The organism is Nonomuraea sp. NPDC048881, from assembly GCF_040649795.1.
Taxonomy (GTDB): Bacteria; Actinomycetota; Actinomycetes; order Streptosporangiales; family Streptosporangiaceae; genus Nonomuraea.
Genome location: NZ_JBEZGC010000003.1, coordinates 326,955 through 352,801, shown reverse-complemented (window position 1 = coordinate 352,801; position 25,847 = coordinate 326,955). Strand labels below are relative to the sequence as shown.

The following is a 25,847-nucleotide window of genomic DNA, read 5'->3' as shown; positions in this document are numbered from 1 at the left end:
CGATGGCCTCCTCCCCCCACGCCGCGCCGCCGAGGCGGCGCGGCGAGGGCCTGCGCGCCCTGCTGTGGTTGTCGCCGTGGATCGCCGGAGTGTCGATCTTCTTCGTCTATCCGCTGCTGTCCACGGTGTACTTCTCCTTCTACCGCTACGACATGACCAGCACGCCGGAGTTCATCGGGCTGGACAACTACGCCTACCTGCTGCACGACCCGCGGGTCGCGATGTCGGCCAAGAACACGCTGTGGCTGGTGGCGATCATGGTGCCGGCCACGGTGCTGTTCTCCCTGGCCCTGGCGCAGCTCGTGGTCCGGCTCAAGGCCGGCGTCGGCGTGCTGCGGACGATCTTCTACCTGCCGTCGCTGGTCCCGCTGGCGGCCGGGACGATCACCTTCGTCTTCCTGATGAACCCGGCCACCGGGCCGTGGAACAAGTTCCTGGCCCTGTTCGGCATCCACGGGCCTGACTGGTTCGGCGACCCGGCCTGGTCCAAGCCGAGCCTGACGCTGCTGTCGCTGTGGAGCTGCGGCCAGCTCGCCGTGATCTTCATGGCGGCGCTGCTGGACGTCCCCCGGCACCTGTACGAGGCCGCCGCCATCGACGGCGCCGGGGCCTGGCGGCAGTTCCGCAGCGTGACGCTGCCGACGATCGCGCCGGTGCTGATGTTCGCCCTGGTCACCAACGTCATCTACGCCCTGCAGTACTTCACCCAGGCGATGATCGCCTCCCGGGTGGCCTCGGGCTCGACCGACTCCCCCGGCTCCACCTTCACCCCCGGCTATCCGGACGAGTCGCTGCTGACACTGCCTCAGTGGCTCTTCCAGTCGGGCTTCCGCGACTGGACGATGGGCTACGCGTGCGTGCTGGCGCTGCTGCTGTTCGCCACGTCGATGATCTTCACGTTGATCCTGCTGCGGCAGTTCCGCCGGGCCGAGGAGGCGATATGAGCGCGACCATGACCGCCCCAGCCCCGCCCGCGGCCCCCGCGCGGCGGCAGGGGGTCAGGGCGCGGCGGCGGCGCACGCTGATGTGGATCGCCACGCACGCGACGGCGATCGTGCTGGCCCTGATGTTCCTGGCGCCGGTGGTGTTCCTGACGCTGACCGCGCTGATGACCGACGAGCAGGCGCTGACCGGCGACCTGTGGCCGCGCACGTGGAACTTCGACAACTTCGTGGTGGTGTTCGAGAAGTCGAAGCTGCTGCGCTGGGGGATCAACACGCTGCTGTACGCGGGCCTCGGCACGGTCTTCACGCTGGCCTCCTCGATCCCGGTGGCCTACGCGCTGGCCCGCTTCCGCTTCCGGGGACGCCGGGCGGCGTTCCTGCTGGTGATCACCGCCATGATGCTGCCGCCGCAGGTCATCGCGGTGCCGATCTACCTGGTGTGGGCCCGGCTGGGGCTGACCGACAGCCTGTGGCCGCTGATCCTGCCGATGTTGTTCGGCGACGCGTTCTCGATCTTCCTGCTCCGCCAGTTCCTGATCACCATCCCGCGCGAGTACATCGACGCGGCCAAGGTGGACGGCTGCTCGGACTTCAGGACGCTGGTGCGGGTGATCCTGCCGATGGCCCGTCCGGCGGTCGCCGCCGTCGCCCTGTTCCAGTTCTTCTACTGCTGGAACGACTACTACGGCCCGCTGCTGTACGCCGGCGTCGAGCAGGAGGGCTGGACGCTCTCGCTCGGCCTGGCCACGTTCAAGGCGTTCCACAGCGTCCAGTGGAACCTCACCATGGCCGCCACCCTGCTGGTGACCGCCCCGGTGATCATCGTGTTCTTCCTCGCCCAGAAAGTCTTCATCGAGGGCGTGACCTTGACAGGAGTGAAGGGTTGAAACTCGCCGTGGTCGGGGGCGGCTCGACGTACACGCCGGAGCTGGTCGACGGGTTCGCGCGGCTGCGTGACGAGCTGCCCGTGACGGAGATCGCCCTCATCGATCCGGATCCGTCCCGTCTTGAGCTGGTATCGGGGATGTCGCGGCGCATGCTGGCGCACGCCGGGCATCCGGCGCGCGTGCTGGCCACCTCCTCGGTGGCCGAGGGGGTCGCGGGGGCCGAGGTCGTGCTGTTCCAGCTCCGGGTGGGCGGGCAGGCGGCCAGGAACGTCGACGAGACGCTGCCGCTGGAGTGCGGCTGCGTGGGCCAGGAGACGACCGGCGCGGGCGGCCTGGCCAAGGCGCTGCGCACGGTCCCGGTCGTGCTGGAGCTGGCCGAGACCGTACGCCGGCAGGCCCCGGACGCCTGGATCGTCGACTTCACCAACCCGGTCGGCATCGTCACCAGGGCGCTGCTCGACGCCGGCCACCGGGCCATCGGGTTGTGCAACGTCGCGATCGGCTTCCAGCGCCGCTTCGCCGCGGGGCTGGGCGTCGACCCCGGCCGCATCTCGCTGGGGCATGTCGGGCTGAACCATCTGAGCTGGGAGCGTTCGGTCCATCTCGACGGCCGGGACGTGCTGCCCGACATCATCGACCGGGCCGGCGAGGAGATCGCCGAATCCCTCGGGCTGCGGGTGGAGCTGATCCGGCGGCTCGGCGTCATCCCGTCGTACTACCTGCGTTACTTCTACGCCCACGACGCGGTGGTGCGCGAGCAGCGCGACAAGCCGTCCCGGGCCGCCGAGGTGGCCGAGATGGAGGCGCGGCTGCTGGAGATGTACGGCGACCCGTCGGTGGTGACCAAGCCGGAGCTGCTGGACCGGCGGGGCGGCGCGTTCTACTCCGAGTCGGCGGTGGCGCTGATCGCCTCGCTGCTCGGCGACCGGGGCGACGCCCAGGTCGTCAACGTGCGCAACCAGGGCACCCTGCCCTTCCTGGACGACGACGCCGTCATCGAGGTGCCCGCGGCCATCACCGCCGCCGGCGCCGCGCCGCTGCCGGTGCCGCCCGTCGAGCCGCTGTTCGCGGGGCTGATCGCGCACGTGTCGGCGTACGAGACCCTGGCCCTGGACGCCGCCCGCCGGGGCGGCGCGGACCGGGTGCGCGACGCCCTGCTGGCGCACCCGCTGATCGGCCAGGACGACGTCGCCGAGGAGCTGACCGGCCTGCTGCTGGCGGCCAACCGCGAGCACCTGCCCTGGACGGTGGGCTAGTGGCGGGCCCCCGGCTGCTCCTGGCCGTCGACGGCGGCAACAGCAAGACCGACGTCGCGGTGGTCGCGGACGACGGCGAGGTGGTCGCGACCGGCCGGGCGGGCCCCTTCGAGCCGCAGAGCGCGGGCGTGGCGGCGGCCGTGGACGTGGTGGCCGAGGCGGCGGCCCGCACCGGCCGGCCGGCCCAGGCGTTCTGCCACGTGTCGGCCTGCCTGGCCGGGGCCGACTTCCCGGTGGAGGAGGAGGCGCTGGCCGCCGAGTTCGCCGCCCGCGGGTTCGGCGACGTGGTGGTGCGCAACGACACCTTCGCGCTGCTGCGGGCCGGCACGTCGGCCCCGTGGGGGGTCGCGGTGGTGTGCGGCGCGGGCATCAACGCGGTCGGCGTCTCACCCGGCGGGCAGGTCGCCCGCTTCCCCTCGCTCGGCCGGATCAGCGGCGACTGGGGCGGCGGCCAGGGCGTGGCCGAGGAGGCGCTGTGGCACGCCGTGCGCGCCGAGGACGGCCGCGGCGCCCCGACGGCCCTGGCGGAGCTGGTCACGGCCCACTTCGGCACGGCCACCGTCGAGGAGCTGGTGCTCGACCTGCACTTCGGGCGCGTGGACGAAGGGCGGCTGCACGAGCTGGCCCCCGGCGTGCTGGCCGCCGCTGCGGCCGGGGACGCGGTCGCCCGGTCGCTGGTCCAGCGGCAGGCCGAGGAGGTCACCGTGATGGCCGAGGTGTGCCTGCGGCGGCTCGGCCTGCTGGGGACGCCGGTCGAGGTGGTGCTCGGCGGCGGCATGCTGACGGCCCGGGACCCGCTGCTGACGCCGCTGCTGGAGGCGGCGTTCGCGGCCAGGGCGCCGCGGGCCGAGCTCGTGGTGGCCGACCTGCCGCCGGTGGCGGGGGCGGCGTTGCTGGGGCTGGAGCATCTGGGCGCTCCGGAGAGCGCGCTGGCCCGGCTGCGCTCCCACTTCGCGCTCCCGGTCACCCGCTGACCCGGCCGCCGAGGTGCGTGTCCGGTTTGCCGGGTACGGGCGCCGGTCCTGCGGGGGGCGGCGCCCGGTGGGCTTTCAGGCGGAGGCGTTCTGGTCGGGCTCGGCGGGTGTGACGTCGGGGGCGACGACGGGGGCGCGGTGCTCGTAGGGCGTGCTCAGCACCACGGTGGTGCGGGTGGAGACGTTGGCCGAGGCGCGGATCTGCTGCAGCAGGTCCTCCAGCGCCACCGGCGAGGCCACGCGCACCTTGAGGATGTAGCTCTCGTCCCCGGCGACGCTGTGGCAGGCCTCGATGGCGCTCAGGTGGGCCAGCCGCACAGGGGCGTCGTCGGGCGCGGCGGGGTCGATGGGCTTGATCGACACGAACGCGGTCAGCGGCAGCCCGATCGCGTCGTGGTCGATGACGGCGGCGTAGCCGCGGACGACGCCGCGCTTCTCCAGGCGGCGTACGCGCTGGTGGACCGCGGAGACGGAGAGCCCGGTCTCCCTGGCCAGGTCGGTGAAACTCATGCGGCCGTCGTGGGCGAGCAGCGTGACGATCCGGCGGTCGATCTCCTCCATCGGTCAAAGGTAGCCGGTGATGGTCACGACATGGTCCCGACGGGAGCGACCCCTCGGTTCATCGCGTGCTCGACCAGGGTGATGAGCACCTGGCGGCCGGAGTCGCGCCTGCGGGCGTCGCACAGCACGATGGGCACGTCGGGCTCCAGCCCGATGGCCGAGCGCACCTCGCCGACGGTGAACGGGCGGGTGCCCTCGAAGCAGTTGAGCGCGATGATGAACGGCTGCTCGCGCTTCTCGAAGTAGTCGACGGCCGGGAAGCAGTCGGCCAGGCGGCGGGTGTCGGCCAGCACCACGGCTCCCAGCGCGCCCATGGCCAGCTCGTCCCACACGAACCAGAAACGTTCCTGACCCGGGGTGCCGAACAGGTAGAGCATGTAGTCGTCGCGGATGGTGATGCGGCCGAAGTCCATCGCGACGGTGGTGGTGAGCTTGCGCTCGACGCCCGACAGGTCGTCGACGTGCGTGCCGACGTGGGTGAGCGCCTCTTCCGTGCGCAGCGGGCGGGTCTCGGAGACGGCGCCGACCATGGTGGTCTTGCCCGCGCCGAATCCGCCGGCGATCAAGATCTTGATCGCGGTCGGCAGCCGCCAACGGTCGACGCGACCGAATTCCATCCAGCACCGCCCGTACAGGTCCCGCGCACGTCGCGGCCTTCGCGCCTGGTCAGTGAAATCTGTCAAGGCGCGTGGTGAAGGCCGTACGACGTGCCTGGCATCGAGCCACCCTAGCAACGCCACATTTTCCACTCAAGACATAAACTTTTACAACGAACCAAATGTCACGATTTATCGTCGGTAGTCCTATAAATCGCCTCGCGGGCGACGGGCGGTCAAGAGGCTTGTCAGCTTATTCGACGAGATCGTTAGGTTGCGGGGCCCAGGTCCGAAATGCCGGTGAAGCCGGCGTTGAAGCCGATCCGTCGGCCCAGGTAGGCGGCCGTCCGCGGGCTGCAGCCGCGCAACGCCTCGATCAGGCCGGTCGCCTCGCGGGCCAGACCGGCCATCGCCGCGGTGACCTCGCCGCCGGTGACGCCGAGCCCCAGGACGTTCAGGTCGCCCCAGCTCAGGTCCCTACGGTAGGAGGCGACGTCGCCGAGCAGGTGCAGGTATCGCTGCACCTGGCGGCTGACCGTCCGCAGCTCGTCCAGGTGGCCCCTGGTCCAGCCGTCGCCGGTGTAGATCCAGTGGGACAGGTCCACGAAGCAGGAGCCGCGGCTGTCGGCGTTGTCGAGGTAGCGCTCCAGGGTGGGCACGGCGCTGGTGTCCCGCCACACCCAGGCCCTGGCCATCCCGGCCAGCGTCCGGGCGAGCTGGTCGTGCCAGAGCCGCCGCGCCGGCCCGAACCCCTCGACGGTGGCCAGCTCGTCACGCAGGTCGGCCAGGAAGCGGGTGACCGGCGACCGCGGCACCGCGCCGCCGGCGACCTCCATGCACTCGCGCGTCAGCCGGTCGACCTGCTCGCGGGTGGTGGCGGTGTGGTCGACCAGACGGCCGACGGCCAGCACCCACAGGGCGCTGCGGTTGACCGCCTTCAGCCCGCCCGCGCCCGCCCAGGGGGCGCTGAAGGCGGTGCCGAGCGTCAGGGCCTGGTAGAACTCGGTGTCGAAGGCGGCGCCGGGGAACAGGCCGTCGTACAGCTGGGCGCAACGCCGCAGGTCCCTGCCGCACTCGGCGGCCAGGGCGCAGGTGCGGCCGAGCCGGTACGCCTCCTCCAGCTCCTCGCCGGGCACCCTAGGGCCACCCGCACGGTACACAGCTCATGGCGACGCCCCCCAACAGCCGGCCGGACGAATGCACCTGCCGAAGAATTCTTTCATGATCACATACACCCATCAAGCCATTCCCACCTCCGCGAACCGGCGGAGGGGCGGCGGCGCAAGCCAGATGGAAGAGCGGCGTCACGCAAAGGGCACCCGCAGCCGGAAGGCGGCGTCAGGTGGGAGCGCGGCGTCAGGGGGAAGGGAAGGCGGCCCAGAGGGCGGTGGCGTCGTCGTGGGGTTTGCCGCGCACCGCCCCGCGTTCGACCTCCAACCCCCGTACGGCCGAGATCACCGCCTCCGGCCCCCCGCCGGCCAGCTCGGCCAGCACGGACTCCCAGCTCCACCCGTACCACTCCACCAGCCGGGTCACCCCGTCGGTGAACAGCCCGGCCCCCAGCAGCCCGGACGCCTCCACGACCCCGCTGACCGCCTGACCGGCGGCCTCGGGCCGGGTGGAGGCCACCCAGAACCCGCCCTCGGCGTTGCGCATGCGCCGCACCAGCTCCGGCGAGTACGGCCGCCCGCCCGGCAGCCGTTCCACCCGGTCGTCGCCGATGACCTCGGCCCCGCCGTCGGCCCGCGCGAGCACCACCGGGGAGTCCCCCAGCACGAGGTACTCCACCACTCCCCCGCCCAGGCGCATCATGGCCACGGTCGTGGACGGCGAGTCGGGGTCGCCCAGGTCGCACGTGCCCGCATGGGCGCCCATGGTGACGGAGATGGCCTCGGCCAGGATGTCGGCCAGCGGCGAGCGCCCGCCGGCGGCCAGTCCGGCGGCCAGCGCCCCGCCGAGCCGCCCGACCAGCCAGGCGACCCCGTGGGCGCACCCGCCGCCGGCCCCGGCCGCCGCCGTGGCCCCGTCGAGCACGACCGCCCACGAGGGCCCGGCCACCGCCAGGTCCTCGTTGGGCCGCGCCGACCCGGGCCGGGTAGCGTACCTGACCTCGGTGAACATGCCGTTACGGCTGGACGGTCACCAGCTCGCGCGGCGTGTTGTTCAGCCGCTCGCCGCCGGTCTCGGTGCAGACGACGATGTCCTCGATGCGGGCGCCGTGGCGGCCGGGCAGGTAGATGCCGGGCTCGACGGAGAAGGCGAACCCGGCCTCCATCGGCTCGTCGTTGCCCGAGACGATGTAGGGCTCCTCGTGCGTCTCGATGCCGATGCCGTGGCCGGTGCGGTGGATGAAGTAGTCGCCGTAGCCGGCCTCGGCGATGACCTCGCGGGCCGCCGCGTCGATCGACTCGCACGACACGCCCGGCCGCACCGCGGCGCAGGCGGCTTCCTGGGCGCGGCGCAGCACCTCGTAGTAGGCGGCGAACTCGGCGGGCGGCTCGCCCACGCTGTAGGTGCGGGTGGAGTCGGAGCAGTAGCCGTTGTGGAGCTGGCCGCCGATGTCGACCACGACCGGCTCGCCGGCCTGGATCACCCGGTCGGACACGTCGTGGTGGGGGCTGGCGCCGTTGGGCCCGGAGGCGACGATGACGAAGTCGACCGTGGCGTGGCCGGCGGCCAGGATCGCCTCGGCGATGTCGCGGCCCACCTCGCGCTCGGTGCGACCGGCGCGCAGCAGCTCGGGCACCTGGCGGTGGACCGCGTCGATGGCCTCGCCGGCCTCGCGCAGGGCCGCCACCTCGGCCGGCGACTTGCGCATGCGCAGGTCGCGCAGCACCGTGCCGGCCAGCACCTGCTCGGCCTCCGGCAGCACGTCGCGGAAGCGCAGCGACGACATGGCCCACATGCGGTCGGCCAGCCCCACCTTGGCCACCCGGCCCAGCCGGGAGGCGGCGATGCCGTAAGGGTCGTCGGTCTCGTCCCAGGCCACGAACTCCAGTCCGAGCCGGGCGGCGGGCGAGGCCTGCGCGGCCGGCAGCTCAAGGCGGGGCACCATCATGTACGCCTCCCCCGAGGCGGGCACCACGAGGCAGGTCAGCCGCTCCAGCGGCTTGGCGTCGTAGCCACTGACATAGCGCAGGTCGGGCCCGGGGGTGAGCAGCAGGGCGTCGAGGCCGGCCTTGGCGGTGGCCTCCTGCGCGGCGGCAAGACGGGACACGGGATACAGGTCTGAGGACGTCACGAGCCAAATCTACTCGGACGCCCGGCGCCCCCACTCCAGCAGGCCGCTTGTCCGCCGAGGGCTAAAATCCGCGAAAACTTCTCACAACATGAGAGCCCATGACTACACTCCGTTCCACATTGATCACGTAGTGTGGGACCAATTGTCCAGTTCCACTGCACTTTGAGAGTGAGGCCATGGTCGACTTCGCAGGCGCGGCAGAGCTGGTCAGGGAGGCCCCGCACGGGCGGGCGCGCGGGGCGGGGGCGGAGCTGCTGGCCGTCCGGCTGGCCCACGCCGAGCGGCTGGGCAACATGGGCTGGGCCGAATGGAACCTGCGCACCGGGGCCGCCATCTGGTCCGACCAGGTCTACGCGATCTTCGGAAGAGACCGTGAGGAGGGGCCGCTGTCCCTGCCCGACCTGGCCGCCATGGTCGAGCCGGCCGACCTCGACGCGCTCGACCGGCTGCTGTGGCACGTGGTGGAGGGCGTCGAGCCCGTGCACGCCGAGTTCCGCGTCAGGCGCGGCACGGGCGAGCTGCGCGACCTGCGCGTCGTGCTCGAACCGCTGATGTCGCCCGGGGGCCCGGTCGGCATGCACGGCGTCATCCAGGACATCACCGGCCGCCGCCGGGCCGAGCGCATGATGTCGGAGTCGCGCCGCCAGCTCCTGGAGGCCCGCGAGCAGGCGGCCGAGGAGCGCAACGTGATGCTGGCGCTGCGCGAGGCCATCCTGCCCGCGCCCACCGGCTGCCTCGACCTGCCGGGTGCCAGGATCGCCGTCCGCTACGTGCCGGCCGAGAAGACCGCGAGCCTGGGCGGCGACTGGTTCGAGGCCGCGACCACGCCCGACGGCCGCCTGCTGCTGGCCATCGGCGACGTGTCGGGCCACGGGCTGCCCGCCATCGCCCACATGGCCCACCTGCGCCACGCCCTCGTCGGCCTCACCATGACCGGCCGGCCCGCCGACCGCCTGTTGTCGTGGCTCAACGACCTCGTCCTCCACCAGCTGAAGGACACCACCGCCACGGCCGTCATCGGCCACCTCGACCCCGAGACGCTGCTGTTCAGCTGGGGGCAGGCGGGCAACCTCGACCCGATCCTGGTGCGCGGGGGCCGGGCGGCCCTGCTGGGCAGGCCGCGCGGCGTGCTGCTCGGCGCGGACTCAGGGCGGCCCTACGAGCTGGCCCACACCCGGCTGCGCCCCGGCGACCTGCTGCTGATGTTCACCGACGGGCTGGTCGAGCGGCGCACCCGCGACATCGACGTCGGCCTGGAGCTGGTCCTCGCCGCCGCCGGGGCCCTGTCCGCCCACGACCTCGACGCCGGGCTCGACCGCCTGCTGGCCGGCATCGGCGGCCCCAACCCCGAGGACGACGCGTGCCTGCTGGCCGTCGCCGTCCCGGAGCCGGACGGGAGGGCGGCGGGAGTGCGACCATAGACGGGTGCTCATGCTTCTGGACACACCGTCCCTCTACTTCCGCGCCTTCTACGGCGTGCCCGAGTCGGTCAAGGCGCCCGACGGCTCCCCGGTCAACGCGGTGCGCGGGCTCATCGACATGATCGCCACACTGGTCCGTCAACATTCCCCGGCGGCGCTGGCCGCCACCATGGACGCCGACTGGCGGCCCGCCTTCCGGGTGGCGGCGATCCCGACCTACAAGGCGCACCGGGTGGCCCACGGCGACGTCGAGGAGGTGCCCGAGGCGCTGGTGCCGCAGATCGCCGTGATCAACCAGGTCCTCGACGCCGTGGGCATCGCCCGTCCCGAGTCGCCCGGCTACGAGGCCGACGACGTGATCGGCACCCTCACCCACCAGGCGCGGGGCGCCGTCGAGATCGTCACCGGCGACCGCGACCTGTTCCAGCTCGTCGAAGACTCCCGCCCGGTCCGCGTCCTGTACACCGCGCGCGGCATCCGCAACCTGCAGTTCGTCGACGAGGCGTTCGTCACCGCCAAGTACGGCGTGCCCGGCCGCGCCTACGCCGACTTCGCCACGCTGCGCGGCGACCCCAGCGACGGTCTGCCCGGCGTGCCCGGCGTCGGCGAGAAGACGGCGGCGGCCCTGATCACCCGGTTCGGCTCGCTCGCCGCGCTGCTGGAGGCGCTCGACTCCGGCGTCACCGAGGGCTTCCCGGCCGGCAGCCGCAACCGCCTGGCCGCCGCCCGCGACTACCTCGACGCCGCGCCCGCCGTGGTGGAGGTGGCCTCCGACGCGCCGCTGCCCGCCGCCGACCTGACGCTGCCGGACAAGCCGCGCGACCCGGAGGCCCTGGTGGCCCTGGCCGACCGATACGGCCTCGACAGCCCGCTCAACCGCCTGCTGGAGGCGCTCAGGAGCTGAGGAACTCCCGCACGGCGTCCTGGGCCGCCTCGCGCAGGCGGCCGTGCACGGCGGCGTTCTCCTCGCGGTCGGTGCGCACCTCCACCACCCGCGGCCCCTCGCCGCGCATCGCCTTGGACAGCTCGCTGACGTCCCCGAGCAGCGTGTACGGCGTCCCGCTCGCGGCGGCGGCGTAGGCCAGGTCCACGCCGTGCGGCGTGCCGAACACCCGCTCGAACGGGTCGCGCACCGCCGCCTGCGGCAGCAGCGAGAAGATGCCGCCGCCGTCGTTGTTGACGACCACCACGCACAGGTCCGGCCTGGGCTCCCGGGGGCCGAGGATCAGCCCGTTCTGGTCGTGCAGGAACGACAGGTCGCCGAGCAGCGCGTACGAGGGCCCGTTGTGCGCCAGCGCGGCCCCCATGGCCGTGGACACCAGCCCGTCGATGCCCGAGGCGCCCCGGCTGGCCATCAGCCTGATGCCGCGCCGCGGCCGCATGAACTGGTCGAGGTCCCTGATCGGCATCGAGGAGCCGCAGAACAGCAGCGCGCCGTTGGGCAGCGCGTCGGCCAGGTCGCGGGCCAGGCGCGGCTCGGAGGTGCCGGAGACGTCCAGGACCGCGTCGAGGGCCGACCGGACGGCCGCGTCGGCCTGCCGCCAGGCGTGCAGCCAGCTGTCGTCGCCGGAGGCCACCGGGATCTCCACGGCCTGCGCGACCTGGGTGGCCGACCTGGTCGGGTCGGGCCAGCGGTCGAGGTCGGGGGCGACCACGATGTGCTCGTCCGTCCGCTTCAGCCAGGACAGCAGCGGCCGCGACAGCCCGGGCCGGCCCAGCGTGACGACCACGTCGGGACGGTGGGAGTCGGCGAACTCGGGCGTGCCGAGCAGGTAGTGGTAGCTGGAGATGGAGTGGTCGCCGTAGCGGGCGCCGCCGTTGGGCTCCGACAGCACCGGCCAGCCGGCCATGCCGGCGGCGGCCACGTAACGCCGGACGTTGGCCGCGCCGTCGCCGACGACCAGCACGCCGCGCCTGGTGGGCGGGATGTGCAGGGCGATGGGCGGAGGCGCGACGCGGGCCCGCACCCAGGGGCCGTTCGCGCCGCCGTCGAGCGGCTCGGACCAGCTCGTGTCGCCGTCGGGGATCAGCGGCTCCCGGAAGGCCAGGTTGAGGTGCACGGGGCCGGGGTTGGCCGCCCCGGCGGCCCGCTGGTAGGCGCGGCAGGCCAGCGAACGCCAGTAGGCGACCATGCCGGGACGGTCTTCCGGCACGCCGACCTCGGCGAACCAGCGGACGGCGGTGCCGTACAGCTTGACCTGGTCGATCGTCTGGTTGGCGCCGGTGCCGCGCAGCTCGGGCGGACGGTCGGCGGTCAGGACGAGCAGCGGCACGCCCGACTCGTCGGCCTCGATCACCGCCGGATGGAAGTTGGCCGCGGCCGTGCCGGAGGAGCAGATCAGCGCCACCGGCCGCTCGGAGCGCTTGGCCAGGCCGAGCGCCAGGAAGGAGGCCGAGCGCTCGTCGATGCGCACGTGCAGGCGCACCCGCGACTCGGCGTGCAGCGCCAGGGCGAGGGGGGCCGAGCGGGACCCGGGGGCGAGCACCACGTCGGTCAGGCCACAGCGCACCAGCTCGTCGACGAGCACGGTGGCCAGCGCGGTTGCGGGGTTCAAAGCGACGCCTCCTGCATCCGGCCGAGCCACTGGGGAGATTCAATCTCAAATTCCGACAAATGCTGAAAATTCACCGGGGGGCGGCGCACCGGGAGCCATCCGTCCACGGGCACCAGCGAGTCGTCCACCACGTCGCCCGCCAGCAACGACATCGTGCCCAGCCCGCACGCGTACGGCAGCGACGGCAGCGCCGCCGCCAGCGCGACCCCCGCGGCCAGCCCCACCGACGTCTCCACGGCGCTGGAGACCACGGCGGGCAGCTCGCACGCCTCCACCACCCGCAGCGCGGCGCGCACCCCGCCCAGCGGCTGCACCTTGACCACCGCGATGTCGGCCGCCTCGGCCGCCCTCACCTTCAGCGGGTCCTCGGCGCGCCGGATCGACTCGTCGGCCGCGATCGGCACGTCGACCGCCCTGCGCACCGCCGCCAGCTCCTCCAGGGTCGCGCACGGCTGCTCGGCGTACTCAAGACCGAACCGGTCGAGCCGCTTGAGCCGGGTGACGGCCTCGTCGACCTCCCAGGCGCCGTTGACGTCGACCCTCAGCCGCCCGGACGGCCCCAGCGCGTCACGCACCGCCTCCACCCGCGCCAGGTCGTCGGCGAACGTCTGGCCGCGCTCGGCCACCTTGACCTTCGCCGTGCCGCAGCCTGAGCGCCGCACCAGCTCGTGGGCCTGCTCGGCGTCGACCGCCGGGACGGTGGCGTTGACCGGGACGCGGTCGCGCACCGGCTCGGGCCAGCCGTCGAAGGCGGCCTCACGGGCGCACGCCAGCCAGCGGGCGCACTCGCGCGGACCGTACTCGGGGAACGGGGAGAACTCGCCCCAGCCCGCCGGGCCGTGCAGCAGCACGCCCTCCCTGACGGTCTGCCCGCGAAACCGCGTCCGCATCGGAATCCGGAAGACCACGGGAGAACGCGTCACGACCCTACCCTGCACCTGTGTCCGACCTGTCGCCATTAACCTTACGAGCATGTGGAGGAACCCGTCGCATCCGGACCGTCCGCTGCATGCCATTGTGCAGCCTCCCGGCCCCGGCCTTTTCACCGCGATCCGCGACGCCCTCTCCGGCGACGGCCCGGCCGTCCTGCCGCTCCAGCCGGGCCACGAGCACCAGGCCCTCCAGGCTCTGCGGCCCACGCACGCCGGCGGCGAGCCGTGGCCCGGCGGCGAGGGCGTCCCCGGCGACGTGGCGGTCGTCATCGCCACCAGCGGCAGCACCGGCGCGCCCAAGGGCGTGCAGCTGTCGGCCTCGGCACTGCGCGCCTCGGCGTCGGCCTCGCTGAGCAGGATCGGGGCCGCCGAGGGCGACCGGTGGTTGTGCTGCCTGCCCGTCTCCCACGTCTCCGGCCTGCAGGTGCTGGTCCGCGCGCTGCTGTCGGGCAGCGAGCCGATCATCCACCCCTCCTTCGACGTGCGGGCCGTGCTGTCCTCCGGCGCCCACCACGTCTCCCTGGTGCCGACGCAGCTCCACCGGCTGGTCGAGACGGGCGCCGACCTGTCGGTGTTCCGCACGATCCTGCTCGGCGGCGCGGCGCCCAGGGCGGGGCTGGTCGAGCGGGCCGTGGAGCTCGGCGCCCGGGTGTTCACCACGTACGGGATGAGCGAGACGTGCGGCGGCTGCGTCTACGACGGCCGCCCCCTTTACGATGTAGATCTCAAAATCGGCGAGGACGGCCTGATCAGGATCGCCGGGCCCGTGCTCTTCTCCGGCTACCGCTTCGCCGGCCGGACCGCCTTCGACGGCGACTGGTTCGTCACCTCCGACCTCGGCGAGCTGAACGGCGGCCGGCTGCGCGTGCTCGGCCGGGCCGACGACGTCGTCAACACCGGCGGCGAGAAGGTCGTGGCCGCCGTGGTGAGCGCGGTGCTCGGCACCCACCCCGAGGTCGCCGACGTGGCGGTGGCCGGCCTGCCCGACCCCGAGTGGGGCGAGGCGGTCACGGCGTTCGTGGTGCCGGCCGACCCGGCCGCGCCACCCACGCTGGCCGAGCTGCGCGCCTACTGCCGCGACCGGCTGCCCGCCCACGCCGCGCCGCGCGACCTGCGTCTCCTCCCCCGCCTGCCGCTGCTGCCCAACGGCAAGACCGATCTCATGCGGCTGCGGACAGGAACCTGACGCGGCGCGGCTGCGTCATAACGGGGAGAGAAGGAAGGGAGCCTTCATGAACCAGACCCGCAAGATGTGGGCGTCCGCGGCGGTCGTCGGCGTGATCGTCGTCGGCGGCGCGTCGGTCGCGGCGGCCGCCTCGGCGGGCAAGCTCGACGCTGTCGCCAGGGAGACCCGGGCCGTGGTCGACCAGAGGGTCGACCAGAGGGCCGACCAGAGGGCCGACCGGAGCGCCGAGCAGACGTCGCCGACCGGCCGTCCGGTGCCCTCGCCCGGCGACACCGAGGGCGTCGTGGTCTCCACGGAGGTCAATCCCGATCCACGCGAGGTCATCGACTACTGGACCGACAAGCGCATGGAAGAGGCCGAGCCGATGCCCATGCCGGAGGGGACCGGAAGCTTCGAGGTGGCGGAGTAGCTCCCGCCTTCCGGGGGTGGCACGCCCTCTGGGCGTTCCGCCCCTTTTTCATCCCTCCGGGAACAAATAGCGGTGGATGGCGTTATTGATACTGGTGCGCCGTGCGGAGTGACCACCGCCCCACCACAACCTGCCTGATCGCTTCGACTCCGTACGGAGGAGGTGTCCTCATGCCCAGAACCGCCGTGGCGACCCCACCCGCGACTCTCGACCAGCTCATTGAACGAGGGCGAGCCCAGGGTCACCTTTCTCTGGCGGAGCTGCGCGACGCGTTCGCCGAGGCCGGCATCAGCCCCTCTGAAGGCCGCACGATTCTGCGCGAGCTCTCGGAGGCCGGTGTGAGCCTGGCTGCCGAGAACGAGCCGTCGCTGGCCAAGACCGCCGCCAGGAAGACCACCCAGAAGACCGCGAACAAGAGCGCCCCCAAGCCGAGGAAGGCTTCCGGGGCAAAGGCTACCGGCCGCACGGCCGCCGAGGCAAAAAGCCCGGTGGACGGCAAGCCGGAGCACGAGGAGGACGTGGCCCCCGACGACCTCGAACTCACGGCCGAGGACGCCGAGATCGAGACCGAGGCCATGGACCTGGACGACAACCAGTCCGTGATGGGCGACTCGGTGCACACGTACCTGAAGTCGATCGGCCGCCGTACCCTGCTCACCGCCGCCCAGGAGGTCGAGCTGGCCCGCCGGATCGAGGCCGGCCTGTACGCCGAGTACAAGCTGGAGACCCACCCCGACGTGCCGCCGTCCGTGCGCGACGACCTGCACCTGGTCATCGAGGACGGCCGGCAGGCCAAGGACCACATGCTGGAGGCCAACCTGCGCCTGGTGGTCTCGGTGGCCAAGAAGTACACCGACCGCGGCATGTCCCTGCTGGACGTCGTCCAGGAGGGCAACCTGGGGCTGATCAGGGCCGTGGAGAAGTTCGACTACACCAAGGGCTTCAAGTTCTCCACCTACGCCATGTGGTGGATCCGGCAGGCCATCCAGCGCGGCTTCGCCGACTCCGCCCGGACGATCCGGCTGCCCGTCCACGTGCTGGAGATGCTCTCCAAGCTGTCGCGGGTCGAGCGGGACATGCACCAGAGGCTGGGCCGCGAGCCCACGCCCGAGGAGCTGGCCGTCGAGCTGGACAAGACGCCGGACCAGATCGAGGAGCTGCTGCGCACCAGCCGCCAGCCGATCTCGCTCAACGCGACCATCGGCGAGGACGGCGAGACCACGATCGGCGACCTCATCGAGGACGTCGACTCGCCGGAGGCGTCGGAGATCGTCGACCGCCAGCTGCTGGGCGACCAGCTGCGCGGCGTGCTCGACAACCTCTCGCCGCGCGAGGCGAAGATCATGGCCCTGCGGTTCGGCCTGGTGGACGGCAAGCCGCACACCCTGGACGAGATCGGCAAGCACCTCGGCCTGACCCGCGAGCGCATCCGCCAGCTGGAGAAGGAGTCGCTGTCGAAGCTGCGCCACCCGAGCAACACCCGCCCGCTGCTCGACTGGGCCAGCTGACCCGCACCGCCCCGGCCGTCGCCGTCAGGACCTGACCGCGACGGCCCAGGGACGCGCCCCCCGGCCGTCAGGACCTGACGGTCACGGGCCTGGAACACACGAAGAGCCCCGGCGCGCACGGCGCCGGGGCTTTCGTGTGCCTTCGGTCAGACGGTGGCGGGCACCGGCCGGGGCACGCGCGGGATGCCCCACATGCGGTTCTCCTCGCGCAGCGTGCGCAGCCGGTCGACCTCGGCCGTCCACATGGCCCCGCGGGGGGTGGCCTTGGCCTTGCGGCGCGCGATGCGGTCGTCGTACGAGCGCACGCCGAACGTGGCCCGCTGCCCGGCCTCGGCGGCTCGCAGCGCCTCGGTCAGCGCGACGTCGAACGCCTGGCCCGCCGCCAGCAGCTCGATCTCGTCGGCCGCGGCCGCACGCAGGTCGCGCACGATCTGCTCGGCCTGCCTGGCCTTGTCAAGCAGCTGCGGGAAGCCCTTGGAGATCTCCTGGTCCGCGTGGTAGCGAACCTCGGCCTCCCGGCTCACCCGCGGACGGAAAAACGCCATCGACCCTGCCCTTCACGCAGTCTTTGCTGTTCAACCCACAAGGGTACGCCGTCCGACACCGCCCCCGAACACCGGGCGACGGACGGGGCCGCCCAGTAAGATGATCACCATGCCCGCAAAGAGACCTCCCGTCCCACTCTCCCGCGAGCGCATCATCGAGGCCGCACTCCACATCGCCGACAGCCAGGGGCTGCGCCGGCTCACCATGCGCCGGCTGGGCGACGCCCTGGAGGTGGAGGCCATGGCCATCTACCACCACCTGCCCCGCGGCAAGGAGGCGCTGATGGACGCGCTGGCCGAGCACGTCACGTCCGTGCACGTGGAGCAGGCGGCCACCTGGCAGGAGACGGCCAGGGCGTGGTGCCGGGCGGGCCGGGAGCTGCTGCGCGAGCATCCGGGCGTGCTCGCGCTGGCCCTGACCAAGCCGCCCAAGGGCGCCACCGCCGTCGCCATCAGGGAGCAGACCGAGCAGCTCGCCGACGGCGGCCTGAACGACGCCCCCGAGGCCGTGCGAGCGCTGCGCGCGTTCGTGTTCGGCAGCGTGGCGGTCGAAGTCCAGCAATCCGGATGGGCTGACCCGGAAGTCGATGAATGGGTCAGGCGGGACGAAAGGGCGGATGTGGACTTCGAAAGAGGACTCGACGCTTTGCTCAAGGGGTTGCAAACGTAGTGCGCGTGTCGCGCTTGGCCCGTTATCCTGCATAAGGCACGCTGTGTCGAAGGTCACACGACCGGGGGATCCTCCTGTAACAGTCCGAACGGGCTATGTCGGACCGTGTGACACACGTCGCACACTTGCCAGAACAACAAACCCGAGCCGCTCCCGTCCCTCTCCCGGGAGCACCCACGAGATATCGGAGGCACGCCGATGTGCCCGCACGACCCGGCCTGTCCGTCTGCCGAGGCGCCGGACCGCGAGGCAGCACGCACCCTCGCATGCCACCCCGAGCAGGGGTGGAGCCTTCTCTGCAACGGCGTCGTCCTGTTCGAGGACACCGGGGAGCTGCTGCCCAGCGGCACCGTCATCGCGCCGCACCGGCCCGACCCCCTGGTGGGCGCCGCCTGACGGCGGCGTAATCACCGATCCACCGGGCCACGACCTCGCCCACCCGGGCGGGGTCCCGCTTCAGGTCGTGGCCCTCGCCCGGCAGCACCACCAGCCGGGCGCAGTCCGCGGGATCCGGCACTCCGAACGGATCCCGGTCCCCGTTGACCACCAGCACGTCGACCCCGGCCCCGCGCAGCTCCTCGGCCCTGGAACGCTCCGGCCTGCCGGGCGGGTGCAGCGGGAAGGCCAGCGCCACCACCGCCGCCGCGCCCACCGCCGAGGCCGTACGGCAGGCCACCCGGGCGCCGTTGCTCCGGCCGCCCTGCACCAGCGGCAGCCCCGGCCACCCGGCGCGCAGCTCGCCCAGCACCGCTTCCCACGCCTCGTCCTGCCGGGCGGCCGAGCCCGGCGCCCGCGCCCCCGCGACCCGGAACGCCTGCGACACCCTGGCCACGGTCGCCCCCACCCCGAGCGCGGCGTCACGGACGGCCAGCAGGTCGGGCGCGTCCACTCCCCCGGCCGAGCCGTGGGTCAGCACCAGCAGCAGCCGGGGCTCGGCCGCCTCGTCGACCTGCACCAGCGCCGGCCCCCGCGGAGTCATGATCTCCATGGCAGCACCGTACCTGGGGAGGATCCGCCCTTGGCCCCCAGGTCTGATGACGGCGCGCCGGACAACCGGGATGATGGCTTGCATGCCAGAGATGCGCCCCATCCGGGATGACCTGCAGGCCACCCTCGACGCCCGCCGCGACCTCGGCCCCGACTACGAGGCCGCGCTCGTCGAGTCCTTCGTCGAACGGCTCGACGCCACCATCGCCGCCCGCGTCCAGGCGGAGCTGAGCGGCCACGGCCTTCCCCCGGCCAAGCCCAGGCAGCGGCAGAACAACGGCGCGGCGATGATCCCCGTCGCGCTGGGCTCGATGGGCCTCGGCATCCCGCTGACCGCCATCGCGTCCGGCAATTCGGGGCTGGTCGGCCTGACGATCACGTGGCTGGCGATCGTCGCCATCAACGTGGCCGCCGCCGTGGCCATCATGCGCCGCGGCTGAGCCGCCTCACGGCACTCAGGTGTCGCGGTGGAACCGCAGCCGGACCTCGGCGGCCATGGTCTGGTCCTCGTGTTCGAGGCCGTAGGTCCACACCTGGCCGGCGTCCTCGGTGCGGCCGCGCAGCGGCAGCGTGCGCGCCAGCAGCTCGATGGCCAGCGCGCCCGTCTGGGGGTCGGCCCCGCTCTCGACGGCCTCGGCGAACTCGGCGCAGGCCAGTTCCAGGTGCGCGATGCCGAGCAGCACCCGCAGCCCCGGCAGCTCCCGCGCCGGGGCGAACTCCAGCGCGTCCAGCAGCAGCCCGGCGGCCTCCCCCGGGTCGCCGTACTCCAGCAGCGTCTCGGCGAGCTGGCGGGCCGCGTGCGCGGCGGCCTCGGCGTCGCCTGAGTCAAGGCTCGCCTCAAGGGCGGAGCGCAGCTCCCTGCCGGCCTCCTGCGGGCTGCCGGCCAGCCGGGCCAGCGCGAGGTGCGCCAGCGGGACGTAGGCCGGCGTGCCGACGCCGAGCACCGCCTGCCAGGCGGCCCTGGCCTGGTCGTCGCGGCCCTCGCGCTCGAAACCCTGGGCCAGGTGGCAGGCGGCCTGGGCGGCGTACTCGGGATGGCCGGTGGCCAGCGCGGTGCGGGCCGCGGCGCGGGCGGCCTCGGTGTCGCCGCGCTCGTCGAGCACCACGGCCAGCCCCACGGCCGCCTGGGCCCGGTCGGGGCTGTCGGGGTCGGCGACCAGCTCGGTCAGGATCGCCGCCGCACCCTCCAGGTCGCCGCCCTCGGCCAGGCGGCGGGCGGTGTCGAGAGGCGGGGTCTCCAGCTCTGAGAACGTCAAGAGAGCTCCTTCAGGCGACGGATCGCACCGAGCCTAACGGCTCGTCGCGATCATGTCTGCTCACTTGACGGTGCCGGACTGGGCCAGATCCGGCGCGGGCCCCCGGCCGGGGACCCGCGTGGACGGATCAGTCCTCGTACGCCTCCAGCGGCGGGCAGGAGCACACCAGGTTGCGGTCGCCGTACGCCTGGTCGATGCGGCGCACCGGCACCCAGTACTTGCCCTCGCGCAGCGAGGCCACCGGGTAGGCCGCCTCGGTCCGCGAGTACGGGTGGGCCCACTCGTCGGCGGTGACCGACTCGGCCGTGTGCGGCGCGTTGCGCAGCGGGTTGTCGGTCTTGTCGTAGTCGCCGGAGGCCACCTTGGCGATCTCGCCGCGGATGGCGATCATGGCGTCCACGAACCGGTCGAGCTCGTCCAGGTCCTCGCTCTCGGTCGGCTCGATCATCAGCGTCCCGGCCACCGGGAACGACATGGTCGGCGCGTGGAAGCCGTAGTCGATCAGGCGCTTGGCCACGTCGTCGACGGTGACGCCGGTCTCCTTGGTGATCTGGCGCAGGTCCACGATGCACTCGTGGGCCACCAGGCCGCCGCGGCCGGTGTAGAGCACCGGGTAGTGCGGGGCCAGGCGCCGGGCCAGGTAGTTGGCCGACAGGATGGCCTGCTCGGTGGCCGCGGTGAGGCCCTCGGAGCCCATCATCCGCACGTACGCCCACGAGATCGGCAGGATGCCCGCCGAGCCGTACGGGGCGGCCGAGACCGGCCCGACCGGGCCGCCGTCGCGCAGCGGGTGGCCGGGCAGGTAGGCCGCCAGGTGGCCGCGGACCGCGACCGGGCCGACGCCGGGGCCGCCGCCGCCGTGCGGGATGCAGAACGTCTTGTGCAGGTTGAGGTGGGACACGTCGGCGCCGAACTCGCCCGGCTTGGCCAGGCCCACCAGGGCGTTGAGGTTGGCGCCGTCGACGTAGACCTGGCCGCCGGCCTCGTGCACCTTGGCGCAGACCTCGGTGATCGACTCCTCGTACACGCCGTGCGTGGACGGGTACGTCACCATGATCGCGGCAAGCTTGTCGCGGTGCTTGGCGATCTTGGCGTCCAGGTCGGCCAGGTCGATGTTCCCGTCGCTGTCGCAGGCCACGACGACGACCCGCATGCCCGCCATGACGGCGCTGGCCGCGTTCGTGCCGTGGGCCGAGGACGGGATCAGGCACACGTCCCGCTCGGTGTCGCCGTTGGCCTGGTGGTAGGCGCGGATGGCCAGCAGGCCGGCGAACTCGCCCTGGGAGCCGGCGTTCGGCTGGATGGAGACCGCGTCGTAGCCGGTCACCTCGGCCAGCCAGCCCTCCAGGGTGCCGATGAGCTCCCGGTAGCCCTCGGTCTGGGCCTCCGGCGCGTACGGGTGCACGCCGGCGAACTCCGGCCAGGTGATCGGCTCCATCTCGGTGGTCGCGTTCAGCTTCATCGTGCACGAGCCGAGCGGGATCATCGAACGGTCGAGCGCGATGTCCTTGTCCTGGAGTCTGCGCAGGTAGCGCAGCATCGCGGTCTCGGAGCGGTGGCTGTGGAAGACCGGGTGGGTCAGGTAGTCCGACTCGCGCAGCAGGTCGGCCGGCAGCGCGTCGGCCTCCAGCGCCACCTCCTCGCGCTCGACGCCGAAGGCGGCCCACACCTTGACCAGCTCGGCGGCGCCGGTCTTCTCGTCGCAGGCGATCGAGACGTGATCGTCGCCGGCCTGCCACAGGTTGACGCCCCGCTCGGCCGCGGCGGCCACCACCTCGGCGGCCCTGCCGGGAACCCGGACGAGCACGGTGTCGAAGAACTCGCCGTGCACGACCTCCAGGCCGGCCTCGCGCAGCCCGCCGGCCAGCGCGACGGCGTGCCGGTGCACGCGGTGCGCGATCCGGCGCAGGCCCTCGGGGCCGTGGTAGACGGCGTACATGCCGGCGATCACGGCCAGCAGGACCTGGGCGGTGCAGATGTTGCTGGTGGCCTTCTCGCGGCGGATGTGCTGCTCGCGGGTCTGCAGGGCCAGCCGGTAGGCGGGGTCGCCGTCGACGTCGACCGACACGCCGACCAGACGGCCGGGCATCTGCCGCTGCAGGCCCTCGCGTACGGACATGTAGGCCGCGTGCGGCCCGCCGAACCCGAAGGAGACGCCGAAGCGCTGGGAGGAGCCGACGGCGATGTCGGCGCCCAGCTCGCCGGGGGCGGCCACCAGCGTGAGGGCCAGCAGGTCGGCGGCGGCCACGACGAGCGCGCCCGCCTCGTGCGCCCTGGCGGCCACGTCGCGGAAGTCGCGCAGGCGGCCCGAGGCGCCCGGGTACTGGACGAGCACGCCGAAGCACTCGGGCAGCTCGCCGTCGAGGTCGTGCTCGACCAGCGTGATGCCGAGCGGCTCGGCGCGGGTGGCCAGCACGGCCTTGGTCTGGGGCAGCGTGTCGGCGTCGACCACGAACACGTCGCTCTTGGACTTGCCGGCCCGGCGGGCCAGCGTCATGGCCTCGGCCGCGGCGGTGGCCTCGTCCAGCAGGGAGGCGCCGGCGACGTCGAGGCCGGTCAGGTCGGAGACGACCGTCTGGAAGTTCAGCAGCGCCTCCAGGCGGCCCTGCGAGATCTCCGGCTGGTACGGCGTGTAGGCGGTGTACCAGCCCGGGTTCTCCAGCAGGTTGCGCCGGATGACGGCGGGCGTGACGGTGTCGTAGTAGCCCAGGCCGATCATGGAGGTCAGCACCCGGTTGCGGGAGGCCAGCTCGCGCAGCTCGGCGATGGCCTCGGTCTCGCTCGCGGCGGCCGGCAGCTTGAGCCGGTCCTTGACCCTGATGGCCTCGGGCACGGCCACGGCCACCAGATCGCCGACGGACTCGAAGCCCACGGCCTCGAGCATGCGCTGCTGCTCGGACTCCGATGGGCCGATGTGCCTGGACGAGAACGGCGGAGCGGACAGGTCGGTCATGGAGGTTGCCTCCCGAGGCTTGGAGACCGGCGCCAGGGCGCGGGCGAGTGCCGGATCTCCCCCTCTGTCATCGCGACGTCATCGCGACCTGAGAGCTTCACCCCACCGTGGGGCTTGCACCGTCGGTGAGGTGCGCCTGGCGGGCGCACCTGCTTTCCAGAGTTGCCTCACCCGAGCGGTACGGGATGCCTGAGAGATTCCGGGGAGGGTTGCTCCTTCGGCGCCCCAGGACCGAAGCCCAGGGACTCTCCCGCACGGGGTCATCAGCCTTACTCTGTCCTAGATTACTACGGTGTGTTCAGCGGTTCAGCTCACCCCGTGCGGCGTGCGCGACGCCGCTTGGCGAGCTCGTCAGCGGGATGGTCGGCCGGGACGGTGTCCTCGACCGCCGCCCGTTCCCCCGGCAGCTCCGCGAGGGAGCCCTCGACCTCTCGCCAGACCCGGCCGAGGGCGATGCCGAACACGCCCTGGCCGCCCTGGAGGAGATCGATCACCTCGTCGGCCGAGGTGCACTCGTAGACGCTGACACCGTCGCTCATGAGCGTGATCTGCGCGAGGTCGGCGACCCCGCGGTCACGCAGATGCTGCACCGCGGTGCGGATCTGCTGCAACGACACCCCGGTGTCGAGCAGCCGCTTGACGACCTTGAGCACCAGGATGTCGCGGAAGCTGTAGAGCCGCTGCGAGCCCGAGCCGTGCGCGGCTCTTATCGTGGGCTCGACCAGGCCCGTGCGCGCCCAGTAGTCGAGCTGCCTGTAGGTGATGCCGGCCGCCGAGCAGGCTGTGGGCCCGCGGTATCCGATGTCGTCGGGCACCGTCGCGGGCTGCTCGTCGAAGAGCAGTCCCTGCTCTCCGGCACGCTGCCGCGCGCTCTCGCGCCGCACCGGATCTTCCTGGCCGGCCGTCTTTCCCTCGCCGCTGCTGACCGCCACGCGGACCTCCGGCTTTCTCTCATCCCATGGCCTGATCTGGGGGTTCGTAAAGGGCGACCACGGGTTTCACTTGCACCGTAGGACCGTGACCATGCTCAGTCAACGATCCGGCTCGGCGCGTCGTGAAGCGTAAATGCACTGAAATACCTACCCCGCCCTGCCGAAGTCCTCGGGAGTGATCGTGTCAAGGAACTCCCTGAACTTCTCCACCTCGTCCTCCTGGTCGTCAGGGATGATCACACCGGCCTCCTGGACCACCTCTTCGCTGGCGAAGATGCGCGCGCCGGTGCGCAGCGCCAGGGCGATCGAGTCGGAGGGGCGGGCGCTGACCTCCACGCCGTTGGAGAACACCAGGTCGGCGAAGAAGATGCCGTCACGCAGGGCCACGATGTTGACCGCGCGCAGCCCGACGCCGAGCGCGCTCAGCACGTCCCTGAACAGGTCGTGGGTGAGCGGCCGGGGCGGCGGCTCCTCGGCCTGCGCCAGGGCGATCGCGGTCGCCTCGGTCATGCCGATCCAGATCGGAAGGAACCGTTCCCCGTGTGCCTCCTTGAGCAAGACGATCGGCTGATTTGTGGGCATCTCAACTCGAACGCCCACGACCTCCATCTGCAACACGGGCTGCTCCGTATTCGGCCGGCCGGTCGCCCGGCACAGCTGTTGACTGGGTCGTTTCTGCTACACGCTTATGCATTTCAACGTAACACCCGTCAGGCCTGGAATGTGCCCCGGCCTTCCAGCTCTGTGCCCTCAGCGGCCCAGGACAGACCTGACGCCGAGGCGCACCAGGGAGGCGTGCAGGTCGAGCAGGAGCGTGGACAACTCCCTGGCGGCCTCGTCGGCCTCGCCGATGGCGCCGGGCGCGCGCCGCTTGAGTATGGGCGCGACGGTCTGCTCGACCAGCCCGCACTCCCGCTCGGCGGCGGCCTTGACCGCGCGCAGGTGGCGGGCGTGCAGGCCGAAACGGGCCAGGGCGCCGACGCTGCGCGCGATCTTCAGCGCCTCCTCGTCGTAGCGCCTGGCCACGGGGGCCAGCAGGCCGTAGTCCTCCAGCTCGGCGAGGGTCTCCTCGTCGATGCCGGCCGCCTCCAGCAACTGGGCCCGGTCGTAGCGGATCTCCTGGGTCTGCTGCACCGCGCGCGGACGGCCGAAGCTCTCGGCCATCTTGTCCTTGATCACCCGCAGCGGCAGGTAGTGGTCGCGCTGCTCGGTCAGGATGAAACGCAACTGCTCGACGTGGAGATGGGTGAACTTGCGGTAGCCCGAGGGGCTGCGCTCGGGCTCGATCAGCCCCTCACCCTCCAAGAAGCGGATCTTGGACACGGTGACGTCGGGGAACTCGCCCTGCAGCAGGGCGAGCACCTCCCCGATGCTCATGTGCGAGCGTGCCGCCTGTGAGCTCATGCGCCGGCGTTGACCCTCATCAGGAAGACGAGGCGGAACTTGCCGATCTGCACCTCGTCTCCGGAGTGCAGGGGAACCTCCTCGATGCGCTCCCGGTTGACGTAGGTGCCGTTGAGGCTGCCCACGTCGCGTACGGAGAACTGGCCGCCGCGGTGGCGGTAGAACTCGACGTGGCGACGGGAGACGGTGATGTCGTCGAGGAAGATGTCGCTCTCCGGGTGGCGCCCGGTCGTGGTGAGGTCTTTGTCCAGCCGGAACCGGCTGCCCTGGTTGGGCCCCCTGGTGACCGTGAGCAACGCCGTGCCGGGCGGGAGCTGTTCGACCAGCGCCCGTTCGGCCAGGAGCATGTCGCCTGTCTCAGCCTCGTACGCCTCGATTCCCGCGACCGAGATCGTCGACGTGGTGTCCCCGGAGACCTCGGGTCTGGTCAGCGGTGACCCACAGCGGGAACAGAAACGGGCATCCTCGGGGTTGGCGTGCCCGCACTGCGTGCAGTAGACGCTCGGCATCGATCGGCTCGGCCTCCTACCGCGAAGACGCGGCGACGGTGCTGGGGACGCGCCTGCCTTCGCTCTTCAAGTTTGCGAATGCCGCAACTTACGCTGATCAGCGGCAAAGGTCAAGGCGGGG

27 protein-coding genes and 1 riboswitch are annotated in these 25,847 nt (G+C 72.3%); of the genes, 12 read left to right on the top strand and 15 right to left on the bottom strand.

The window, feature by feature from the left end; all coding sequences use genetic code 11:
* Positions 1 to 2 precede the first annotated feature (2 nt).
* From AB0C33_RS12495 to AB0C33_RS12480, 4 genes are read left to right on the top strand one after another with little or no spacing between them, the layout of a single operon-like run.
* The gene (locus AB0C33_RS12495; RefSeq protein WP_358286564.1) at positions 3 to 944 is read left to right on the top strand and encodes a sugar ABC transporter permease; all 942 of its coding nucleotides are present in this window, start codon (positions 3 to 5) and stop codon (positions 942 to 944) included.
* Complete coding sequence (locus AB0C33_RS12490; protein WP_352350803.1) at positions 941 to 1,831, top strand: carbohydrate ABC transporter permease; 891 nt, start codon at positions 941 to 943, stop codon at positions 1,829 to 1,831. Before AB0C33_RS12495 ends, AB0C33_RS12490 begins: the two co-directional genes overlap by 4 nt.
* Entirely contained in the window at positions 1,828 to 3,087 is a 1,260-nt protein-coding gene (locus AB0C33_RS12485) for a 6-phospho-beta-glucosidase (RefSeq protein ID WP_358286562.1), read from the top strand. The genes AB0C33_RS12490 and AB0C33_RS12485 overlap by 4 nt, the downstream gene beginning before the upstream one ends.
* The gene (locus AB0C33_RS12480; protein WP_358286560.1) at positions 3,087 to 4,061 is read left to right on the top strand and encodes a BadF/BadG/BcrA/BcrD ATPase family protein; all 975 of its coding nucleotides are present in this window, start codon (positions 3,087 to 3,089) and stop codon (positions 4,059 to 4,061) included. The genes AB0C33_RS12485 and AB0C33_RS12480 overlap by 1 nt, the downstream gene beginning before the upstream one ends.
* 75 nt (positions 4,062 to 4,136) lie before the next feature.
* Here AB0C33_RS12480 and AB0C33_RS12475 read toward each other — a convergent pair whose 3' ends face one another.
* The 5 genes from AB0C33_RS12475 to AB0C33_RS12455 all read right to left on the bottom strand — a co-directional run bounded on the left by AB0C33_RS12475 (position 4,137) and on the right by AB0C33_RS12455 (position 8,459).
* Complete coding sequence (locus tag AB0C33_RS12475) at positions 4,137 to 4,622, bottom strand: Lrp/AsnC family transcriptional regulator (protein WP_358007428.1); 486 nt, start codon at positions 4,620 to 4,622, stop codon at positions 4,137 to 4,139.
* A gap of 23 nt (positions 4,623 to 4,645) precedes the next feature.
* The gene (locus tag AB0C33_RS12470; RefSeq protein ID WP_352326803.1) at positions 4,646 to 5,239 is read right to left on the bottom strand and encodes an ATP/GTP-binding protein; all 594 of its coding nucleotides are present in this window, start codon (positions 5,237 to 5,239) and stop codon (positions 4,646 to 4,648) included.
* A gap of 248 nt (positions 5,240 to 5,487) precedes the next feature.
* On the bottom strand, positions 5,488 to 6,354 hold the full coding sequence (locus AB0C33_RS12465; RefSeq protein ID WP_358286558.1) for a terpene synthase family protein: 867 nt from the start codon (positions 6,352 to 6,354) through the stop codon (positions 5,488 to 5,490).
* A gap of 220 nt (positions 6,355 to 6,574) precedes the next feature.
* Positions 6,575 to 7,339 carry a protein phosphatase 2C domain-containing protein gene (locus AB0C33_RS12460; RefSeq protein ID WP_358286556.1) on the bottom strand — a complete coding sequence of 255 codons (765 nt, stop codon included), beginning with the start codon at positions 7,337 to 7,339 and terminating at the stop codon, positions 6,575 to 6,577.
* A gap of 4 nt (positions 7,340 to 7,343) precedes the next feature.
* Positions 7,344 to 8,459 carry a Xaa-Pro peptidase family protein gene (locus tag AB0C33_RS12455; protein WP_358286554.1) on the bottom strand — a complete coding sequence of 372 codons (1,116 nt, stop codon included), beginning with the start codon at positions 8,457 to 8,459 and terminating at the stop codon, positions 7,344 to 7,346.
* Positions 8,460 to 8,635: 176 nt separating this feature from the next.
* On the opposite strand from AB0C33_RS12455, the gene AB0C33_RS12450 reads away from it, so the two are divergent.
* Positions 8,636 to 9,880 (top strand): SpoIIE family protein phosphatase, encoded by a 1,245-nt coding sequence (locus AB0C33_RS12450; RefSeq protein ID WP_358286552.1) that lies wholly within the window; start codon positions 8,636 to 8,638, stop codon positions 9,878 to 9,880.
* Positions 9,881 to 9,890: 10 nt separating this feature from the next.
* Positions 9,891 to 10,784, top strand: coding sequence for a 5'-3' exonuclease H3TH domain-containing protein (locus AB0C33_RS12445; RefSeq protein WP_358287557.1), 894 nt, complete (start codon positions 9,891 to 9,893; stop codon positions 10,782 to 10,784).
* On the opposite strand, the gene menD is transcribed toward AB0C33_RS12445, so the two are convergent.
* Both menD and AB0C33_RS12435 read right to left on the bottom strand, forming a co-directional pair.
* Positions 10,774 to 12,435, bottom strand: a complete 1,662-nt coding sequence (menD, locus tag AB0C33_RS12440; RefSeq protein WP_358286550.1) for a 2-succinyl-5-enolpyruvyl-6-hydroxy-3-cyclohexene-1-carboxylic-acid synthase — start codon at positions 12,433 to 12,435, stop codon at positions 10,774 to 10,776. The two genes, AB0C33_RS12445 and menD, sit on opposite strands and share 11 nt — an antisense overlap.
* Positions 12,432 to 13,358: an o-succinylbenzoate synthase gene (locus AB0C33_RS12435; RefSeq protein ID WP_358286548.1), complete on the bottom strand. Its 927-nt coding sequence runs from the start codon at positions 13,356 to 13,358 to the stop codon at positions 12,432 to 12,434. The genes menD and AB0C33_RS12435 overlap by 4 nt, the downstream gene beginning before the upstream one ends.
* A gap of 49 nt (positions 13,359 to 13,407) precedes the next feature.
* On the opposite strand from AB0C33_RS12435, the gene AB0C33_RS12430 reads away from it, so the two are divergent.
* From AB0C33_RS12430 to AB0C33_RS12420, 3 genes are all read left to right on the top strand, one after another.
* Positions 13,408 to 14,553 (top strand): AMP-binding protein, encoded by a 1,146-nt coding sequence (locus AB0C33_RS12430; protein ID WP_358286546.1) that lies wholly within the window; start codon positions 13,408 to 13,410, stop codon positions 14,551 to 14,553.
* Between the two features lie 46 nt (positions 14,554 to 14,599).
* Entirely contained in the window at positions 14,600 to 14,962 is a 363-nt protein-coding gene (locus AB0C33_RS12425) for a hypothetical protein (protein ID WP_358286544.1), read from the top strand.
* A 170-nt stretch (positions 14,963 to 15,132) separates the two neighbouring features.
* Positions 15,133 to 16,470, top strand: a complete 1,338-nt coding sequence (locus tag AB0C33_RS12420; protein ID WP_358286542.1) for an RNA polymerase sigma factor — start codon at positions 15,133 to 15,135, stop codon at positions 16,468 to 16,470.
* Positions 16,471 to 16,616: 146 nt separating this feature from the next.
* Here the strand turns inward: AB0C33_RS12420 and AB0C33_RS12415 are convergent, their stop codons facing one another.
* Positions 16,617 to 17,015: a hypothetical protein gene (locus AB0C33_RS12415; RefSeq protein WP_358286540.1), complete on the bottom strand. Its 399-nt coding sequence runs from the start codon at positions 17,013 to 17,015 to the stop codon at positions 16,617 to 16,619.
* Between the two features lie 109 nt (positions 17,016 to 17,124).
* Between AB0C33_RS12415 and AB0C33_RS12410 the strand changes: the two genes are divergently transcribed.
* Together AB0C33_RS12410 and AB0C33_RS12405 are read left to right on the top strand one after the other, a co-directional pair.
* Positions 17,125 to 17,685 carry a TetR/AcrR family transcriptional regulator C-terminal domain-containing protein gene (locus AB0C33_RS12410; RefSeq protein WP_358286538.1) on the top strand — a complete coding sequence of 187 codons (561 nt, stop codon included), beginning with the start codon at positions 17,125 to 17,127 and terminating at the stop codon, positions 17,683 to 17,685.
* A gap of 198 nt (positions 17,686 to 17,883) precedes the next feature.
* On the top strand, positions 17,884 to 18,081 hold the full coding sequence (locus tag AB0C33_RS12405; protein WP_125637444.1) for a DUF5999 family protein: 198 nt from the start codon (positions 17,884 to 17,886) through the stop codon (positions 18,079 to 18,081).
* Here AB0C33_RS12405 and AB0C33_RS12400 read toward each other — a convergent pair.
* A complete protein-coding gene (locus AB0C33_RS12400) occupies positions 18,038 to 18,673 on the bottom strand; it encodes an alpha/beta family hydrolase (RefSeq protein WP_358286536.1) in 636 nt (211 codons plus the stop codon). The two genes, AB0C33_RS12405 and AB0C33_RS12400, sit on opposite strands and share 44 nt — an antisense overlap.
* Before the next feature lie 82 nt (positions 18,674 to 18,755).
* Between AB0C33_RS12400 and AB0C33_RS12395 the strand changes: the two genes are divergently transcribed.
* A complete protein-coding gene (locus tag AB0C33_RS12395; protein ID WP_358286534.1) occupies positions 18,756 to 19,112 on the top strand; it encodes a hypothetical protein in 357 nt (118 codons plus the stop codon).
* A 15-nt stretch (positions 19,113 to 19,127) separates the two neighbouring features.
* On the opposite strand, the gene AB0C33_RS12390 is transcribed toward AB0C33_RS12395, so the two are convergent.
* The 6 genes from AB0C33_RS12390 to AB0C33_RS12365 form a co-directional block, all read right to left on the bottom strand.
* Positions 19,128 to 19,928, bottom strand: coding sequence for a hypothetical protein (locus AB0C33_RS12390; protein ID WP_358286532.1), 801 nt, complete (start codon positions 19,926 to 19,928; stop codon positions 19,128 to 19,130).
* A gap of 127 nt (positions 19,929 to 20,055) precedes the next feature.
* A complete protein-coding gene (gene gcvP, locus AB0C33_RS12385) occupies positions 20,056 to 22,881 on the bottom strand; it encodes an aminomethyl-transferring glycine dehydrogenase (protein ID WP_358286530.1) in 2,826 nt (941 codons plus the stop codon).
* 166 nt (positions 22,882 to 23,047) lie between these two features.
* A riboswitch (glycine riboswitch) is annotated at positions 23,048 to 23,144 on the bottom strand.
* 48 nt (positions 23,145 to 23,192) lie between these two features.
* Positions 23,193 to 23,813: a MerR family transcriptional regulator gene (locus tag AB0C33_RS12380; protein ID WP_352325612.1), complete on the bottom strand. Its 621-nt coding sequence runs from the start codon at positions 23,811 to 23,813 to the stop codon at positions 23,193 to 23,195.
* A 147-nt stretch (positions 23,814 to 23,960) separates the two neighbouring features.
* Positions 23,961 to 24,431: a bifunctional nuclease family protein gene (locus tag AB0C33_RS12375; RefSeq protein WP_090771501.1), complete on the bottom strand. Its 471-nt coding sequence runs from the start codon at positions 24,429 to 24,431 to the stop codon at positions 23,961 to 23,963.
* Between the two features lie 132 nt (positions 24,432 to 24,563).
* Positions 24,564 to 25,190 (bottom strand): MerR family transcriptional regulator, encoded by a 627-nt coding sequence (locus AB0C33_RS12370; protein ID WP_358286528.1) that lies wholly within the window; start codon positions 25,188 to 25,190, stop codon positions 24,564 to 24,566.
* A gap of 23 nt (positions 25,191 to 25,213) precedes the next feature.
* On the bottom strand, positions 25,214 to 25,726 hold the full coding sequence (locus AB0C33_RS12365; protein WP_352325615.1) for an FHA domain-containing protein: 513 nt from the start codon (positions 25,724 to 25,726) through the stop codon (positions 25,214 to 25,216).
* Between the last annotated feature and the right edge of the window lie 121 nt (positions 25,727 to 25,847).

Excerpts from the sequence above, each read along its gene's own strand:
- AB0C33_RS12415 (WP_358286540.1), bottom strand. The coding sequence starts at position 17,015 with ATGGCGTTTTTCCGTCCGCGGGTGAGCCGGGAGGCCGAGGTTCGCTAC.
- AB0C33_RS12445 (WP_358287557.1), top strand. The coding sequence starts at position 9,891 with ATGCTTCTGGACACACCGTCCCTCTACTTCCGCGCCTTCTACGGCGTG.
- AB0C33_RS12400 (WP_358286536.1), bottom strand. The coding sequence starts at position 18,673 with ATGGAGATCATGACTCCGCGGGGGCCGGCGCTGGTGCAGGTCGACGAG.
- AB0C33_RS12475 (WP_358007428.1), bottom strand. The coding sequence starts at position 4,622 with ATGGAGGAGATCGACCGCCGGATCGTCACGCTGCTCGCCCACGACGGC.
- AB0C33_RS12495 (WP_358286564.1), top strand. The coding sequence starts at position 3 with ATGGCCTCCTCCCCCCACGCCGCGCCGCCGAGGCGGCGCGGCGAGGGC.
- AB0C33_RS12405 (WP_125637444.1), top strand. The coding sequence starts at position 17,884 with ATGTGCCCGCACGACCCGGCCTGTCCGTCTGCCGAGGCGCCGGACCGC.
- AB0C33_RS12410 (WP_358286538.1), top strand. The coding sequence starts at position 17,125 with ATGCCCGCAAAGAGACCTCCCGTCCCACTCTCCCGCGAGCGCATCATC.
- AB0C33_RS12490 (WP_352350803.1), top strand. The coding sequence starts at position 941 with ATGAGCGCGACCATGACCGCCCCAGCCCCGCCCGCGGCCCCCGCGCGG.
- AB0C33_RS12450 (WP_358286552.1), top strand. The coding sequence starts at position 8,636 with ATGGTCGACTTCGCAGGCGCGGCAGAGCTGGTCAGGGAGGCCCCGCAC.
- AB0C33_RS12420 (WP_358286542.1), top strand. The coding sequence starts at position 15,133 with ATGCCCAGAACCGCCGTGGCGACCCCACCCGCGACTCTCGACCAGCTC.
- AB0C33_RS12370 (WP_358286528.1), bottom strand. The coding sequence starts at position 25,190 with ATGAGCATCGGGGAGGTGCTCGCCCTGCTGCAGGGCGAGTTCCCCGAC.
- gcvP (WP_358286530.1), bottom strand. The coding sequence starts at position 22,881 with ATGACCGACCTGTCCGCTCCGCCGTTCTCGTCCAGGCACATCGGCCCA.
- AB0C33_RS12395 (WP_358286534.1), top strand. The coding sequence starts at position 18,756 with ATGCCAGAGATGCGCCCCATCCGGGATGACCTGCAGGCCACCCTCGAC.
- AB0C33_RS12460 (WP_358286556.1), bottom strand. The coding sequence starts at position 7,339 with ATGTTCACCGAGGTCAGGTACGCTACCCGGCCCGGGTCGGCGCGGCCC.
- AB0C33_RS12470 (WP_352326803.1), bottom strand. The coding sequence starts at position 5,239 with ATGGAATTCGGTCGCGTCGACCGTTGGCGGCTGCCGACCGCGATCAAG.
- AB0C33_RS12430 (WP_358286546.1), top strand. The coding sequence starts at position 13,408 with ATGTGGAGGAACCCGTCGCATCCGGACCGTCCGCTGCATGCCATTGTG.
- AB0C33_RS12425 (WP_358286544.1), top strand. The coding sequence starts at position 14,600 with ATGAACCAGACCCGCAAGATGTGGGCGTCCGCGGCGGTCGTCGGCGTG.
- AB0C33_RS12365 (WP_352325615.1), bottom strand. The coding sequence starts at position 25,726 with ATGCCGAGCGTCTACTGCACGCAGTGCGGGCACGCCAACCCCGAGGAT.